General features: G+C 64.8%; 17 protein-coding genes. 13 read left to right on the top strand and 4 right to left on the bottom strand.

All coding sequences use genetic code 11. From position 1 onward, the window contains the following. Position 1: 1 nt before the first annotated feature. From lepB to ILT44_RS17900, 3 genes are all read right to left on the bottom strand, one after another. Positions 2-778, bottom strand: coding sequence for a signal peptidase I (gene lepB / locus ILT44_RS17910; RefSeq protein ID WP_372441176.1), 777 nt, complete (start codon positions 776-778; stop codon positions 2-4). Between the two features lie 198 nt (positions 779-976). Beyond that, on the bottom strand, positions 977-1,375 hold the full coding sequence (gene acpS / locus ILT44_RS17905; RefSeq protein ID WP_204240974.1) for a holo-ACP synthase: 399 nt from the start codon (positions 1,373-1,375) through the stop codon (positions 977-979). After that, positions 1,372-2,130 (bottom strand): pyridoxine 5'-phosphate synthase, encoded by a 759-nt coding sequence (locus tag ILT44_RS17900; protein ID WP_204240973.1) that lies wholly within the window; start codon positions 2,128-2,130, stop codon positions 1,372-1,374. The genes acpS and ILT44_RS17900 overlap by 4 nt, the downstream gene beginning before the upstream one ends. Positions 2,131-2,678: 548 nt before the next feature. On the opposite strand from ILT44_RS17900, the gene rpsF reads away from it, so the two are divergent. From rpsF to ILT44_RS17835, 13 genes are all read left to right on the top strand, one after another. Then, positions 2,679-3,083 carry a 30S ribosomal protein S6 gene (gene rpsF, locus ILT44_RS17895; RefSeq protein WP_203271717.1) on the top strand — a complete coding sequence of 135 codons (405 nt, stop codon included), beginning with the start codon at positions 2,679-2,681 and terminating at the stop codon, positions 3,081-3,083. A 2-nt stretch (positions 3,084-3,085) separates the two neighbouring features. Beyond that, positions 3,086-3,346 (top strand): 30S ribosomal protein S18, encoded by a 261-nt coding sequence (gene rpsR / locus ILT44_RS17890; RefSeq protein WP_036353512.1) that lies wholly within the window; start codon positions 3,086-3,088, stop codon positions 3,344-3,346. Positions 3,347-3,473: 127 nt separating this feature from the next. Then, positions 3,474-4,436: a DUF2232 domain-containing protein gene (locus ILT44_RS17885; protein ID WP_204240972.1), complete on the top strand. Its 963-nt coding sequence runs from the start codon at positions 3,474-3,476 to the stop codon at positions 4,434-4,436. 23 nt (positions 4,437-4,459) lie between these two features. After that, positions 4,460-5,026 (top strand): 50S ribosomal protein L9, encoded by a 567-nt coding sequence (gene rplI / locus ILT44_RS17880; protein WP_204240971.1) that lies wholly within the window; start codon positions 4,460-4,462, stop codon positions 5,024-5,026. 410 nt (positions 5,027-5,436) lie between these two features. After that, positions 5,437-6,930, top strand: a complete 1,494-nt coding sequence (locus ILT44_RS17875) for a replicative DNA helicase (protein ID WP_204240970.1) — start codon at positions 5,437-5,439, stop codon at positions 6,928-6,930. After that, positions 6,927-8,093, top strand: a complete 1,167-nt coding sequence (gene alr, locus ILT44_RS17870; protein WP_204240969.1) for an alanine racemase — start codon at positions 6,927-6,929, stop codon at positions 8,091-8,093. Before ILT44_RS17875 ends, alr begins: the two co-directional genes overlap by 4 nt. Next, positions 8,093-9,505: a DNA repair protein RadA gene (gene radA / locus ILT44_RS17865; protein WP_204240968.1), complete on the top strand. Its 1,413-nt coding sequence runs from the start codon at positions 8,093-8,095 to the stop codon at positions 9,503-9,505. The genes alr and radA overlap by 1 nt, the downstream gene beginning before the upstream one ends. Before the next feature lie 142 nt (positions 9,506-9,647). Beyond that, positions 9,648-10,877, top strand: a complete 1,230-nt coding sequence (locus tag ILT44_RS17860; RefSeq protein ID WP_204240967.1) for a cadherin domain-containing protein — start codon at positions 9,648-9,650, stop codon at positions 10,875-10,877. Between the two features lie 180 nt (positions 10,878-11,057). Further along, entirely contained in the window at positions 11,058-12,074 is a 1,017-nt protein-coding gene (gene curA / locus ILT44_RS17855; protein ID WP_204240966.1) for an NADPH-dependent curcumin/dihydrocurcumin reductase, read from the top strand. Between the two features lie 255 nt (positions 12,075-12,329). Next, positions 12,330-12,935, top strand: coding sequence for a CvpA family protein (locus ILT44_RS17850; protein ID WP_204240965.1), 606 nt, complete (start codon positions 12,330-12,332; stop codon positions 12,933-12,935). A gap of 113 nt (positions 12,936-13,048) precedes the next feature. Beyond that, positions 13,049-14,536, top strand: coding sequence for an amidophosphoribosyltransferase (purF, locus tag ILT44_RS17845; RefSeq protein ID WP_204240964.1), 1,488 nt, complete (start codon positions 13,049-13,051; stop codon positions 14,534-14,536). A gap of 6 nt (positions 14,537-14,542) precedes the next feature. Further along, a complete protein-coding gene (locus ILT44_RS17840; RefSeq protein ID WP_204240963.1) occupies positions 14,543-15,286 on the top strand; it encodes an SDR family NAD(P)-dependent oxidoreductase in 744 nt (247 codons plus the stop codon). 17 nt (positions 15,287-15,303) lie between these two features. Next, entirely contained in the window at positions 15,304-16,077 is a 774-nt protein-coding gene (locus tag ILT44_RS17835; RefSeq protein WP_204240962.1) for an SDR family oxidoreductase, read from the top strand. Between the two features lie 20 nt (positions 16,078-16,097). Here ILT44_RS17835 and ILT44_RS17830 read toward each other — a convergent pair. After that, positions 16,098-16,628, bottom strand: a 531-nt coding sequence (locus ILT44_RS17830; RefSeq protein WP_239468343.1) for an SAF domain-containing protein, incomplete at its 5' end; no start/stop codon positions are given.

Below are 16,628 nucleotides of genomic sequence, written 5' to 3'. Positions count from 1 at the left end.
GTCAGTGGATCCGCTCGAAGAGGCGGTTCCAGCGGATCTTCTGCGGCCATTCCCACGGGCGCCAAAGGGAGGCGCTCTCGTCGATCGAGAAGAAGATGATCTCCGCGCGGCCCACCAGATTCTCGAACGGCACCTGCCCGACGCTTGCCTCATCACGCGAGTCGGTCGAGTTGTCCCGGTTGTCGCCCATCATGAGGAAATGGCCGGGCTGCACCGTGTAGACATTGGTGTTGTCCCAGTATCCGCGGTCGCCGTCGCGCTCGATGACGAAGTGGGAGACGCCGCCGGGCAGCGTCTCCTTGTATTGCGGGACCGAAATCGTGCGGCCGTAGAGGTCGGTGGTCTTGTAGTCCTCGACGCGCTCGCGCTGGACCGGCTGACCGTTGATGTGCAGCACGCCGCTGATCACCTGGATCTTGTCTCCGGGAAGCCCGATCACGCGCTTGATGTAATCGGTGGAATTATCCTTCGGCAGCTTGAACACGGCGATCTCGCCACGCTTGGGCTCCGAGCCGAAGATGCGGCCGGAGAAGATACCCGGGCTGAAGGGGATCGAGTGCTTGGAATAGCCGTAGGAATATTTCGAGACGAACAGGTAGTCGCCGATCAGCAGGGTCGGGATGAGAGAGCCCGAAGGGATGTTGAAGGGCTGGAAGAGCACGGTGCGGACGACCACCGCGATCAGGAGCGCCTGGATGATGACCTTGATCGTTTCCCAGAGGCCGCCTTCTTCGTTCTTCACGGTGCTACCCACATATTTGCTGGTTTTGTCGCTCACGTCACTCGACCTATTGCTTTGGAACGGCACGGCTCTTGCCGCCCACCTATGTGTGATCGTCGAGAGAGGTTTGCACTCAGCCCCGGGTGCAAACCTCTCTCGATGTCGTTTTTGCGGCCCCTGTTTGCGACCAGGTAGGCCGCTTTGCCGCGCCATGCTCTAGCCTAAGCTGCGTCCTGCCGCAACGCAGCCCCTCTTTCAGGCCGGCAGCGCCTCGATGATCACGAAGGCCTGGGCCATGGGCGGATCGTCCGTCAGGGATACGTGGACAAGCGCCTTGTGACCCTCGGGGGTCATATCCTGCAGACGCTTCAGGGCGCCCCCCGTCAATCGCATCGTCGGCCGGCCGCTGGGAAGGTTGACCACCTCCATGTCGCGCCAGAAGACACCGTGGCTCAAGCCCGTTCCCAGGGCCTTGGCGCAGGCCTCCTTGGCGGCGAAGCGGCGGGCATAGGACGGCGCGCGGGCCGCGCGACGGTCGCTCCTCGCCCGCTCGCCCTCGGTGTAGATGCGATGGGTGAAACGGTCGCCGAAGCGCTCGATGGATTTCTCGATCCGGCGGATGTCGCAGAGATCGGACCCGATGCCCAGAATCATGCCCGCACCTGCGCCCGGCCCTCGTCCATGGCGGCGCGCATGGCCCGTACGGCCTCGTCGAGCCCATAGAAGATGGCCTCGCCGATCAGGGAATGGCCGATGTTGAGCTCCACGATCTGCGGAATGGCTGCGACCGGACGCACGGAGCTGAGATCGAGCCCGTGGCCGGCATGGATTTCGAGGCCGATCCTGGCTCCGTGCTCGGCGGCCCGGCGCAGGCGCTCCAGCTCATGGGCAACCCGTGCCTCGTCGCCTTCGACCACGGCCTCGCAATAGGTGCCGGTATGGAGTTCGACCACGGGAGCCTGCAGGTCGCAGGCGGCGTCCATGACCTCGATTTCGGGCTCGACGAAAAGGGACACGCGGATACCCACACCTTTCAGTTCCTTGATCGCCGGACGCAGATGGGCATGGGCACCGATGATGTCGAGCCCCCCTTCCGTGGTGCGCTCCTCGCGCTTTTCCGGCACGAGGCAGGCCGCATGAGGATGAAGCCGGGTGGCGAGGCCGACCATCTCCGAGGTCGCGGCCATCTCGAAATTGAGCGGCACGAAGAGCTGGCGCTTGAGCCGCTCCATGTCCTCGTCCCGGATATGGCGCCGGTCTTCGCGCAGATGGGCCGTGATCCCGTCGGCCCCGGCGAGAACCGCCAGATGAGCGGCCCGGATCGGGTCGGGATGGGTGCCGCCGCGGGCGTTCCGGACGGTCGCGACGTGGTCGATGTTGACGCCGAGGCGTAGAGGAAGAGCGTTCATAAGGGTGTTTTAGCCTAGTATGGGCCGCTGACCAGAGCCCCATTACGGCTCAGCTAGGCTATCAACGGCAAATCGCCGCGCCGTGTCATTCCCGGCCGGAGCGGCAGCGGAGGGGAAGGGAATCCACTGACACCTGCTGCATTATGGATCCCCTTCCCGGCCCTTTGGGCCGCCGGGGATGACACCCTCTACGTCATGGCCGGACTTGTTCCGGCCATCCACGTCCTCGGAACCATGGCGGCGTAAAGACGTGGATCCCCGGGACAAGCCCGGGATGACGAGGGAATGGGTGGACATGGCGACCCTTGCCTTCCAATCCCAAATCGACTATAGCCGCCGCTTCGCGTTCGCTCCGGCCGGGGGCTGAACGGACGGCATGGCTTGGCCATGCAGGGGTTTTAAGCTCCGTCGTCCCGTGTCTCCGCCTTCGACAATCGCTCGGGCCTTGCAGGCTCGAAGGGCTTGGCGCCGATCGGATGCGCGAAACGGCCGAAACACTCCTCAAAGCAGTGCAAGGCTTGACCCTCAAACCCTGAGAAAGGCCCATTATGCCTCTCTACGAGCATATCTTCATGGCTCGCCAGGATGTCACCCCGCAGCAGGTCGAGGCTATGGTCGACCAGTACAAGGGCGTCATCGAGCAGAATGGCGGCAGCGTCGACAAGACCGAGATGTGGGGCGTGAAGTCCCTAGCCTACCGCATCAAGAAGAACCGCAAGGCGCATTTCACGATGTTCAACCTCAACGCTCCGGCTCCGGCCGTGGCCGAGATGGAGCGTCAGATGCGCATCAACGAAGACATCCTTCGTTTCATGACCATCAAGGTCGAAGAGCTCGAGACCGAGCCGTCCGTGATGATGCAGAAGCGCGACCGTGACGAGCGCAAGGACCGCGAGCGCCGCGAGCGCGATGGCGGCGGCTTTGACGGCGCCGGCGAAGGCGAGGAGGCTTAATCATGGCATTTGGTGCAACCGGTGGCGCCGCTGGCGGCGGCCGTCGTCCCTTCTTCCGCCGTCGCAAGACCTGCCCGTTCTCAGGTCCCAACGCGCCGAAGATCGACTACAAGGACACGAAGCTCCTGTCCCGCTACATCTCCGAGCGCGGCAAGATCGTTCCGTCCCGCATCACGGCCGTGTCGGCCAAGAAGCAGCGTGAGCTCGCCCAGGCGATCAAGCGCGCCCGCTTCCTGGGCCTCCTGCCCTACGTGATCCGCTAATCAAGCTTCAGGCGGGCCGCTCCATGCGGCCCGTCTCCTTCTCATGATCGCCCAGCGGTGAGAACCCGCCGGGTCAGTTGAGGCAGATGCCTCTAACCCTGCCGGTGAGCAGCGGGACAGCGAGACGATGAATTTTATTGCAACAGGCATAGGCGCGGGCCTCGTATCGGCCCTCCTGACCGCGGTGATCGTCAAGGCGACGCCGCTGGCGGCCATGCTGTATCTGCTTGCCCCCATTCCCGTCCTGATCGTGTCCCTCGGCTGGGACCACCGCTCCGGCCTCGTGGCGGCTGTCGTGGGCGGCCTCGCCATCGCGTTCATCCTGTCCCCCTTGAGCGGACTAGGCTTTGCCGTCATCACCGCCCTGCCCGCCTGGTGGCTGTCCTACCTCGCCCTGCTCGGACGTCCCGGGGCGGACGGCACCATGGAATGGTATCCGCTCGGACGGCTCCTGGCCTGGGCCGCGGCGACGGCTGCGCTCACCATCATCGCCGCCGGCGTAATCTCGACGGGGGGCGATTACGGCGCCTTCGAGCGGAACACCCGCGATGTGGCCGAAGCCTTCGTGAACGCCCAATTCGCCGCAACCGGGACCGATGCTCTCGATGCCGAGACCCGCGAGCAGCTGATCGCCATCTTCGCCCGCCTGACCTCCTTCCTCTCGGCCCAGGGCTTCGTCACCGTGCTGGCGATCTATCTCTGGGCCGCCGCACGGATCGTCCGGGTCTCCAAGCGGCTGCCGCGTCCCTGGCCGTCGGTGCCCGAATTGGTGATGCCCCGCTCCGCCGGGCTGATCCTGATCGTCGCGCTCATCGCCGCGAATTTCGACGGCTTCATCGGCGCGCTCGGCATGGCGCTGTCGGGGGCCTTCCTCATGGCCTTCGCCTTCCAGGGACTGGCCGCCATCCATGACCGCACCCGGGGCAAGTCGGGCCGCTCGTTCCTGCTGACGGCCCTGTACGTCCTCATCTTCATTACCCAGGGCATCCTGATGGTTGCCCTGGCCCTCTTCGGCATCGCCGATTCCACCTTCGGCCTGCGCCGCCGCTTCGGCACGCGGCCGAACCCACCGCCAACCCTTTCCACCTGATCACGAACCTAAAGGAGACAACCATGGAAGTGATCCTTCTCGAGCGCGTCGCAAAGCTCGGCCAGATGGGCGAGACCGTGAAGGTCCGTTCCGGCTACGCCCGCAACTTCCTCCTGCCGCGCGGCAAAGCTCTGCGCGCCACCGAGGGCAACAAGAAGCATTTCGAGACCCAGCGCGCCCAGCTCGAGGCCCGCAACCTCGAGCGCCGCAAGGAAGCGGAGACCGTCGGCGAGAAGCTGAACGGCCAGAGCTTCATCATCCTACGCCAGTCCGGCGAGACCGGCGTGCTCTACGGCTCGGTCTCCACCCGCGACCTCGCCGAGATCATGACCGAGAACGGCTTCACGGTTGACCGCAACCAGATCGCCATCAACCAGCCGATCAAGACCATCGGCCTGCACAATGTGCCGGTCGCCCTCCATCCGGAGGTCGAGGTGAAGGTGACCATCAACGTCGCCCGCAGCCCCGAGGAAGCCGAGCGTCAGGCGCGCGGCGAACAGGTCACGACCCGCGAAGAGACCAACCTCGACGATCTCGGCCTCGAGGTCGGCGCGGCCCTGGCCGAAGCTGGCGGCGACGAGGAGCTCTGAGACCTTATGTCATTCCCGGCTTCGGGAATGGCATTGATCCTCTCCAATGTCATGGCCGGGCTTGTCCCGGCCATCCCGATACGGTGAAGCTCCGCGCTTCTCGGATCGGGATCACCGGCATGAAGCCGGTGATGACGCGAGGGCGGGCCTCAAGCTAGAGCAATTGCTCTAGTTCCTGTTTTGTTCTAAAATCGCGCTCTCCGTCGATTCGACGGGGAGCGTTTTTTGTTCGGGTTTCGGGCTTGCGGTGAGAGTCAAGCCAGGACGCCGGCGAAAAGATGAGCGGTGTGAGAATCGAGGACAGCGAGGACAGATTGGGAAGAGTCCCGGCTTCGTGTCCGCCTGGCAACCATTAGAACACGAATTGCGGTCTAAGAGACTCTAACCCTTCCCTGTTTCCGGAGCGCCAGATGGCCACCGCCAACGCCCTGATCGCCCGTCTCGAAGCCGCCGAGCCGCAGTTTCGGACGCCTCCCAGCAACATCGAGGCCGAACAGGCCCTGCTGGGCGCGATCCTGGTCAATAACGATGCCTATTATCGCGTCTCCGACTTCCTCGAGGCCGGGCATTTCATCGAGGACCTGCACCGGCGCATCTATGAGGTGGCGACGAGCCTCATCAAGGCCGGCAAGGTCGCGACCCCGATCACCATGAAGACCTTCCTGGGGGATCAGGACCTCGGCGGCATCACCGTCTCGCAGTACCTCGCGCGCCTCGCGGCCGAGGCCACGACCGTCATCAATGCCGAGGATTACGGCCGCACGATCTACGATCTCGCCGTGCGCCGGAACCTGATCAACATCGGCGAGGAGATGGTCAACGCCGCCTTCGACGCGCCCGTCGATTCCGCGCCCCGTGACCAGATCGAGGAGGCGGAGCGCCGGCTCTATGCGCTCGCCGAAACCGGCCGCTACGACGGCGGCTTCCAGCGCTTTTCCGATGCGCTCACCGCCGCTATCGACATGGCGGCGGCCGCCTACAAACGCGAAGGCGCGCTCTCAGGCATCTCCACCGGCCTCGTCGATCTCGACAAGTCCCTCGGCGGCCTGCAACCGTCGGATCTCGTGATCCTCGCCGGCCGGCCCGCGATGGGTAAGACCTCGCTGGTCACGAACATCGCATTCAACATCGCCAAAGCCTATCAGGCCGAGAAGCAGCAGGACGGCAACCTGAAGACCGTGAACGGCGGCATCGTCGGGTTCTTCTCCCTCGAAATGTCCGCCGAGCAGCTGGCGACCCGTATCATCGCCGAGCAGTCGGGCGTACCCTCCTACAAGATCCGCCGCGGCGACATGCGCGAGGACGACTTCTACAAGATCACCGAAGCCGCCCGCGAGATGCAGTCGATCCCCTTCTACATCGACCAGACCGGCGGCATCTCCATCGCCCAGCTCGCCGCCCGCGCCCGCCGCCTGAAGCGCCAGCGCGGCCTTGACGTTCTCATTGTCGACTACCTGCAGCTTCTCTCCGGCTCGTCCAAGAAGGGTGAGAACCGCGTGCAGGAGCTGACCGAGATCACCACCGGCCTCAAGGCGCTCGCCAAGGAGCTGTCGGTTCCGCTGATCGCCCTGTCACAGCTCTCCCGTCAGGTGGAATCCCGCGACGACAAGAGGCCGCAGCTCTCCGACCTTCGTGAATCGGGCTCGATCGAGCAGGACGCCGACGTGGTCATGTTCGTTTACCGCGAGGAGTACTATCTGAAGAACAAGGAGCCGAAACCCGGCACCGAGGAATACTTCAAGTGGCAGTCGGAAATGGATCAGGTCCACGGCAAGGCCGAGGTCATCATCGGCAAGCAGCGTCACGGACCGACCGGCACCGTGCAGCTGGCCTTCCAGGCCGACATCACCCGCTTCACCAACCTTGCGGACGAAGACAAACTCCCTGATCGGATTGGCGATTGACCAAGATTACCTCCCAGGCCGACCCGGCCGGCGACATCCCTGAGAGCGCCGCCGGCGGTGTCCTTCATATCGATCTCGATGCCCTGGCCGCGAACTGGCGCATTCTGCGCGACAATGCGGGTGACGCCGAAACCGCTGCGGTGGTCAAGGCGAATGCCTATGGCACAGGCATCGAGAAGGCCGTGCCGGCTCTCGGCAAGGCCGGCTGCCGCACGTTCTTCGTGGCGCATCTTGGCGAGGCGGTGCGTGCCCGTGCGGTCGCGCCCGATGCGGCGATCTACGTGCTGAACGGGCTCTTCTCCGACACCTGCGCCACCTACGCGGCGTTCGACCTGCGCCCCGTTCTCGGCTCCTTCGAGGAGATCGAGGAATGGGCCGGGTTCTGCCGGGCTCAATCGCAGAAACTCAAGGCCGCGATCCATGTGGATACCGGCATGAACCGGCTCGGCCTCACCGTGCCGCAGGGCCTGACCCTGAAGGATCTGGCGGGCTTGAACGATTTCGAGACGGCTCTCCTCATGAGCCACTTCGTCAGTGCCGAGGAGAGTGACAACCCGCTCAACGGTGAGCAGATCGAGGCCTTCCAGGCCGTGCGGGCGACGCTCCCCGGCATTCCGGCCTCTCTTGCCAATTCCTCGGGCATCTTCCTGAAGGACAAGCCCCATTTCGATCTCGCCCGGCCGGGCTACGCGCTCTATGGCGGCAATCCGACGCCTGATCGCAGCAACCCCATGCGCCCGGTCGTCGGTCTCGAGGGCCGCATCGTCCAGTTGCGCTGGGTCGAGGCGGATCACACGGTCGGTTATAACGGCCGCTGGATCGCTTTGACCAAGCGCCGCATCGCGACGATCTCGATAGGCTATGCGGACGGCTATCCGCGCTCGTCGAGCGCAAGGGGCAAGAGCGGTGACGAGCTGCTCGCCGGCATGGCGCTGGTGGCCGGGCAACGCTGCTCCTTCGCGGGCAACGTCTCCATGGACCTGATCACCGTGGATGTCACGGATGTGCCGGAAGCCGAGGTAAAGCGCGGCGACACCGTCACGTTGATCGGCGGCGAGCTGACCATCGACGAGGTCGGCCGCCGCGCCGGCACCATCGGCTACGAGATCCTGACCGGTCTCGGAGCGCGCTACGCCCGCACCTATCGTGGGGGCAAAAGCTGATGGCCAAGCAGCGTCACCCCGCCTTCGTCTGCCAGGAATGCGGCGCCGTCTACAATCGCTGGAAGGGCAAGTGCGAGGCCTGCGGCGGCTGGAACACCATCGTCGAGGAAACCGGCTCCGCAAGCCCCATGGCGGGACCGGCCGCCACTCGCCCGTCCCGCGCCAAGGGCCGGATCTTTCCCCTCGAAGGCCTGCAGGGCGAGACCAAGGAAGCACCGCGCACGCCGTCCGGGATCGCAGAACTTGACCGCGTCACCGGCGGCGGCTTCGTGCACGGCTCGATCATCCTGCTCGGCGGCGATCCCGGCATCGGCAAATCCACCCTCCTGATGCAGGCCTCCGCGGCGCTGGCCATGCGCGGCCAGCGCGTGGCTTACATCTCAGGCGAGGAGGCGGTGGCCCAGGTGCGCCTGCGGGCCGAGCGCCTCGGCCTCGGACAGGCGCCGGTCGAACTCGCCTCGGAGACCAATGTCGAGGACATCATCGCGACCCTGAGCCAAGGACGCCCTCCGGCGCTCGCCATCATCGACTCGATCCAGACCATGTGGACCGAGACCGTGGAATCCGCCCCCGGCACGGTGACCCAAGTGCGCGGCTCGGCCCAGGCGCTCATCCGCTTCGCCAAGACCACGGGCACCGCCGTGATCCTGGTCGGCCACGTGACCAAGGACGGCCAGATCGCCGGTCCCCGCGTGGTCGAGCACATGGTTGATGCGGTGGTCTCCTTCGAGGGAGATACCGGCCACCATTTCCGCATCATGCGCGCCGTGAAGAACCGTTTCGGCCCCACCGACGAGATCGGCGTCTTCGAGATGTCGGATCAGGGCCTGCGCGAGGTGCCGAACCCCTCCGAGCTTTTTCTCGCCGGCCGCGACATGGCAACCGCCGGCACGGCGGTCTTCGCCGGAATGGAGGGCACCCGCCCGCTGCTGGTCGAGATCCAGGCTCTCGTCGCCCCCTCGTCCCTCGGCACGCCCCGCCGTGCGGTTGTCGGCTGGGACCAGAGCCGGTTGTCCATGGTGCTGGCGGTGCTGGAGGCTCATGGCGGGCTCAAGCTCGGCATGCACGACGTCTACCTCAACGTCGCCGGCGGGCTGCGCATCACCGAGCCGGCGGCGGATCTTGCGGCAGCGGCCGCCCTGGTGTCATCGCTCTCCGGCAATCCGTTGCCGCCGGATACGGTCTATTTCGGCGAGATGGGCCTCTCCGGCGCGATCCGACCGGTGGCTCAGGAGCAGGCCCGCCTGAAGGAGGCGGCGAAGCTCGGCTTTTCCAGCGCGGTCTCGCCGCAGCCGAGGCTCGACAAGGGCAAGGGCTCCAAGAGCGAGCGGCTCCCGCTCGCTACCTCGGCCATTGGGCATATCACCGACTTGGTTGCCAACATTGCAGCCCGCCGACGGAAGGCTTCTTAGCCAGGATCAATTAGCAAAGGTCTAGGCCATTCGGGTCATATTGACATCTTTTGTTATTCTATAACACATAGATATGATTACTATACTTGCGGTGTACCTCGAAAGAGGTATCCTCACGCCCAAGAAACTGGAAGGGGCCACTATGCCTATCGTGATCACGGCAAAGACAGTTCAGGAAAATTTGCTTCAGGATACAGTCGTCGGGGTCCTTGACGTCGATAATCCGCCTCAGGGCACAGGGGATTACACGTTCGCTCTTGAGGAAGATTTCGGTGGGCGCTTCAAGATTGAACAGAATGCGACCTCAGGTGATTGGGAGTTGATCGCCATTGCCGGAGCGAATTTCTTCAACTTCGAGGATGACGCTCTAAGCTCTTTCCCAGTCGCTATCACGGCAACGCGGGGAGACCATTCCACGTTGGATGCAACGATCACGGTTGAAGTGACCGACATCGATGAAGCCCCGACGGACATTGTCGTTACCGGTGGTACGGTCGCCGAGAGCACTGCCGTGGGTACCGTCGTGGCCTCGCTGAAGGCTACGGATCCTGATGCGGCCGACCAGAATGCCACCTTCACCTATACCCTCGTTGATGCCCAAGGTAACGCAACGACCAGCAACTTTTTCACGGTTGACGGCGCTGCCATCAAGCTGAAGGCCGGGCTCGACAACGCTCAGGTCGGCACACACACCCTTTACGTCAAAGTCGCCGATCCGCAGGACGCGAGCCTGTCCTATGTCGAGCAGGTGACGATCACTGTCACGAACTCTGCCGAAACCGCCACCGGCACGAACAAGAACGACCGCATCATCGGCACGGCGGATGACGACATCCTCAACGGTCTCGGCGGCAACGACAAGATCTATGGCCTTGGCGGCAACGACACGATCAACGGCGGCCTGGGCAAGGATATGCTCTATGGCGGCGATGGCCAGGACACCTTCGTGTTCGACACGGCCGTCAAGAAGGGCCATTTCGATCATATCGAGGACTTCAAGGCGTCCGACGACACGATCCAGATCAGCTTGGCTGCTCTCAAAGCCTTCAAGGTGAAGGGTCCAAAGACGAGCGATGTGCACTCGAAGAAAGGCGCGGACGACGACAAGGGAAAGCCGGATGACAAGGGCGGCACCAAATCCGTCGGCTTCGACAAGCTCTTCGTGAAGGGGCAGAAGCTCCAGAAGAAGTTCTTCAACGTCGGCACCAAGCTCAGCGACACCCCGGACGGATCGAACGATTACATCTTCTACAACAAGAAGAACGGCTTCGTTTATCTGGACTTGGACGGTTCCGGCAAAGGCAAGGGCATCGAGATCCTCAAGGTGAAGCCCGGCACGGCGCTCACCGCCGACGACTTCCTGTTCATCTGAACGGGAAGGTTCAGCCTCCTCTCAGGCCCCGGCGGAGTCGCCGGGGCTTTTTCTATTCAATGGGTCGTCTTTGCAGCATGCGAGGCTTGACGCCGTCGCACTCCGCACCCACCCGTTAAGGAACCGCGCTGCAAATCCTGCCGGATTGCGTGACACTCCAGGTTTCAGGGAGCCCCATCGGTGACAGAACAGAACCGCCAGATCGTCCTCGCCTCCCGTCCCGCCGCGCGTCCTTCCAAGGACAACTTCGACCTCGTGCGAACGCCCATTCCCACTCCCGGCGAAGGACAGGTGCTGCTTAAAGTTCGGTATCTCTCGCTCGATCCCTACATGCGGGGCCGCATGAGCGCCGCGAAATCCTATGCGGCGGCGGTGGCGATCGGCCAGGTGATGGAGGGCGGCACGGTGGCCGAGGTGCTGGAGAGCCGGCACCCGGACTACAAGCCCGGCGATGTTGTCCTCTCCTATTCCGGCTGGCAATCCCATGCCGTTGCGGACGCAAAGGCTCTTCGAAAGCTCGATCCGAACCAAGCTCCTGTGACGACCGCGCTCGGCGTTCTCGGGATGCCGGGCTTCACGGCCTATGCGGGATTGCTCACCATCGGACGACCCAAGGCCGGTGAAACCGTCGTGGTCGCGGCGGCCAGTGGGCCCGTCGGCGCGACGGTCGGGCAGATCGCGCGGATCATGGGTGCCCGGGCAGTGGGCATCGCCGGCGGGCCCGAGAAATGCGCCCTGGTGCGCGACAGGTTCGGCTTCGATGCCGCCATCGACCACCGCTCGTCGACCTTGGCCGAGGACCTGCGGGCAGCCTGCCCGGATGGCATCGATGTTTATTTCGAGAATGTGGGCGGCAGGGTTTGGGACGCCGTCTTCCCCCTGCTCAACACCTTCGCCCGCATCCCGGTCTGCGGCCTCATCGCGCAGTACAACGCCACGGGACCCTTCGAGGGACCGGACCGTCTGCCCATCCTCATGCGCGATGTCCTCACCAAGAGCCTGACCATCCGCGGCTTCATCCAGCGCGAGTTCGGCGACCAGCGCCCCGCCTTCTACCGGGACATGGCGCAGTGGATCGCGGAGGGACGCGTCAGGTACAAAGAAGACATTGTCCAGGGGCTCGAGAACGCACCCGAGGCCTTTTTCGGCCTGCTGGAGGGCAAGAACTTCGGCAAGCTGATCATCGAGGTCAGCTGACCGATCCCATCCCGTCGAGGGATGAGAAAGGGTTCATTCCGTGTCGTCCCCAGCGCACGCAATCCGGAAAGGGGATCCACGATCAGGCTCAGCGGCATGGAGTCCCTCCCTTTCGCCGCGCTCCGGTGGGGAATGACACCCCCCGGCATGACTGCTAGCGTTCCGGGGTGACGAAAGCCTTTCTTAACGCTATAGAGCCAGGCTTCGAACCCGCAAAGGCGGCTCCATTCCTGTTATTCTGCGTAGGCCCGGCCCATGCCCTTTTCCGTTCTGGACCTCGTCGTCATCGGTATCGTCCTGATCTCGGCTCTTCTGGCCGCCGTGCGCGGCTTCACCCGCGAGGTGCTCGCCATCGTGGCCTGGGTCGTCGCGGCTGCGGCGGCCTGGTATCTGCACCCGATGGCGCTGCCGATCGCCCAGCAATACATCAGCAGCAACACCGTTTCGCTGGTGGCCTCCATCGGCGCGATCTTCGTCGTTACCCTGATCATCGTCTCGATCATCACCGTGCAGATTTCCGACCTGATCCTCGATTCCCGGATCGGCGCCCTCGACCGGACGCTCGGGCTGTTTTTCGGTGCGGCCCGCGGTTTCCTGATCTGCGTGATCGGCTGGGCCTTCCTGGGCTGGCTGCTGCAGGGCAAGGAGCCTGAATGGGCCACCGCCTCCAAGACCCGCCCGGCCATGGAGAATACCCGCGACAACATCATCGCCATGCTGCCGGAGAACGCCGAGGCTCTCATCCAGCGACTGCGCAACAAGGACGCCACGCCGGAGGCCGAGCCGGCCGAACCCGATCCGCAGCGCCCGGCGACGCCCGCCCCTGCTGCACCGCCTCCGGCTCCCCAGCGGCGAAGCTGATAGATCGCTGGGAACACGTTCCCGGCAGCGGCAGAATAGCCATTGGCGTTTGCCCCAAGGACGACTACATAGGGGCGGCGCCGGTTGGGGCGCGAATCCCAAAGGTATGATCGATGTCTGCTTTGTCTGAGACGTGGCAGGTCACGCCGAAACAGGTGGACCTCGACCTCGACGGCGATACCCTGCGCGAAGAATGCGGCGTCTTCGGCATCTACGGACATCCTGATGCGGCCGCCATCACGGCGCTGGGGCTCCACGCCCTGCAGCACCGCGGCCAGGAAGCGGCGGGCATCGTCACCTTCAACGGCTCGGTCTTCCATTCCGAGCGCAAGCTGGGCCTCGTGGGAGACAGCTTCTCCGACCGGGCAACCATCGAGCGCCTCGAAGGACTCTCGGCCATCGGCCATGTGCGCTATTCGACCACGGGCGAGACGGTGCTGCGCAACGTGCAGCCGCTCTTCGCCGAACTCGACGGCGGCGGCTTCGCGGTCGCCCATAACGGCAACCTCACCAACGGCCTGACCCTGCGCCGCAACCTGATCCGCGACGGGGCCATCTGCCAGTCCACCACGGACACGGAGGTGATCGTCCACCTCGTCGCCCGCAGCCGCAAGGACCGTGTGGTGGAGCGCTTCGTGGAAGCGATCCAGAAGATCGAGGGCGCCTACGCGCTCGTGGCGCTGACCAACAAGAAGCTGATCGGCGCCCGCGACCCGATGGGCATCCGCCCGCTGGTGCTGGGCGAGCTCGACGGCCGCTATATCCTCGCCTCCGAGACCTGCGCGCTCGACATCATCGGCGCCCGCTTTGTCCGCGACGTGGAAAACGGCGAGTGCGTCGTCATCTCGGACGATGGCATCGAGTCATTCCGCTTTGCCCCCGAGCAGGCGCCCCGCCCCGACATCTTCGAATACATCTATTTCGCCCGCCCCGATTCCATCGTGAACGGCCGCAGCGTCTACGAGGTGCGCAAGGCGATGGGCCGCGAGCTGGCTCATGAATCAGCCACCGAGGCGGACGTGGTCATTCCCGTGCCGGATTCCGGCGTGCCGGCGGCCATCGGCTATGCCCAGTCCTGCGGCCTGCCCTACGAACTCGGGATCATCCGCAACCATTATGTCGGCCGAACCTTCATTCAGCCGACCCAGTCGGTGCGCGAACTCGGCGTGCGCATGAAGCATTCCGCCAATCGCGCGGCGATCGCAGGCAAGCGCATCGTGCTCGTGGACGACAGCCTCGTGCGCGGCACCACCTCGGTGAAGATCGTGCGCATGATGCGCGAGGCCGGGGCGAAGGAGGTTCACTTCCGCATCTCCAGCCCGCCGATCACCCATCCCGACTTCTACGGCATCGACACGCCGGAGAAGGAGAAGCTGCTCGCCGCCACCCACAACCTGGAGCAGATGCGCCAGTATATCGGGGCGGATTCGCTTGCCTTTCTCTCCATCGAGGGCGTCTACCGGGCCATGGGCGAGGAGCGCCGCAATCCGGCGCAGCCGCAATTCACCGACCATTGCTTCACGGGCGACTACCCGACGCCGCTGACGGACCTCGCCGTCGCCACCCCGCGTCGCCTCGCCGTTCTCGCCGAAGCCGACTGAGGAACCATGGACAAGCCCCTTCAGAACCGCGTCGCGGTCGTCACTGGCGCCTCGCGCGGCATCGGCCGCGCGGCGGCGCTCGCCCTTGCCGAAGCCGGCGCCCATGTGATCGCGCTCGCCCGCACCCAGGGCGCGCTGGAATCTCTCGACGACGAGATCCGAGCGAAGGGCGGCGCGGCTACTCTCGTGCCGGTGAACCTGAAAGACCTCGACGCTCTCGACCGCCTGGGCGCCGCCATCCACGAGCGCTGGGGCAAGCTCGACATCCTGCTCGGCAATGCCGGCCAGCTCGGCGAGCTGGCGCCGATCACCCATATCGACCAGCCGGTCTGGGACGAGGTGATGGCGGTCAACGTCACCGCCAATTACCGCCTGATCCGCTCTCTCGATCCGCTGCTGCGCGCCTCGGATGCCGGCCGGGCGATCTTCATCACCTCCGGCGCCGCCCACAAGCACAAGGCCTATTGGGGCGTCTATTCGGTTTCCAAGGCCGCCCTCGAAGCGCTGGTGCGCACCTATGCGGCCGAGACGGTGACGACGCCGGTCAAGGCGATGCTGCTCAATCCCGGCCCCCTGCGCACCGCCATGCGCCGCGCCGCCATGCCGGGCGAGGACCCGCTGACCCTGAAGACACCGGAAGACCTTGCCCCTCACATCGTGAAGCTCGCCCTGCCCTCATGGACCGAGACCGGCAGGATCTACGATTTCACGCAGGACGGCAAAGTCATCGAGCCGCAGCCGCCGGCCTGAGGCGGGAGCTCATATCGATGGCCGCACGCGACCTGTTCGATCTCTCAGGGAAGACGGCCCTGGTGACCGGTTCCTCGGGAGGGCTCGGCCTCGCCATGGCCCGGGGCCTCGCGGAGGCCGGCGCTGCCGTCATTCTCAACGGCCGTGACCAGTCCAAGCTTGCTGCTGCCGCGCATAAGCTGACGGCAGCCGGGCATCAGGTCACAGCCTGCGCGTTCGATGTCTCCGATGAGCAGGCGGTCATGGCTGCGTTCGCCGGGTTCGACCGCTCCGGTACGTCCATCGACATCCTCATCAACAATGCCGGCATCCAGCTGCGCAAGCCGATGGTGGATCTGGCGGCGGACGAATGGCGGAGGGTCCTGGAGACCAATCTCACGAGCGCCTTCCTCGTCGGCCGCGAGGCTGCCCGGCGCATGATCGCGCGGGGCCAGGGCGGCAAGATCATCAATATCGGCTCGCTCACCAGTGAAGTCGCCCGCGCAACCGTCGCGCCCTACACGGCGGCGAAGGGCGGGATCAAGCAGCTAACCCGCTCCATAGCGGCCGAGTGGGCCGTGCATGGCATCCAGGCGAACGCCATCGGCCCCGGCTACATCGTCACCGACATGAACAAGGCCCTCGTGGAGGATGCCAAGTTCGACGCCTGGGTGCGGGGCCGCACGCCGTCCGGACGCTGGGGCGTTCCGGACGACCTGATCGGTGTGACCGTCTTCCTGGCCTCCCCCGCATCGGCCTACGTGAACGGCCAGATCATCTATGTCGATGGCGGCATGCTGGCCGTCCTGTAGCCGCCAGCGCCCTCTCCTGCTCACCGCGTCCCGAAACGGCTGACCATCTCCCGGCGCACCCGGACCGCGAGCCGCTCGCTGTCGAGGCTTACATCGTCTTCGGTCACGACCTTTCCCGCGGCGACAGCGCGGGTGAGGCGGACTCCGTGCGCCAGCCCGATGGGCAGCATACGGGAGGCCTTGCTGGTTGAGGCCGGCGCGAGGCGGCCGTAGACCGTGTAGCCGCCCTCGCCGTCCAGCATCTCGCCGGCCTTGAGATCGCGCTTGGCCACCGCCACCGCATCGCCGCGCCAGGACAAGGACGAGCCAGTCGGCTCGCCGCGAAGCGCCGCGCTCAGCACCGAGATCGACAGCTCCAGCCCGATCAGGTGGAAGGGCTTGTACATGGCGGCATAGCGGCCGGTGGAATCCGTCGGCAGGCCGTATTGCCGGAAGCAGGCGGCCGCGTAATCGTTGGGGGCTTTCAGCACTACGTAGTCGGCCCTGAATAACCCACAACTTGTTGGGACAGAAGGATTCTTCGTCGTCACGAAGCATTGTAAAATGCCAGC

This window comes from Microvirga arvi (assembly GCF_016892765.1).
Lineage (GTDB): Bacteria > Pseudomonadota > Alphaproteobacteria > Rhizobiales > Beijerinckiaceae > Microvirga > Microvirga arvi.
This window is presented reverse-complemented; position numbering and strand designations above follow the sequence as displayed.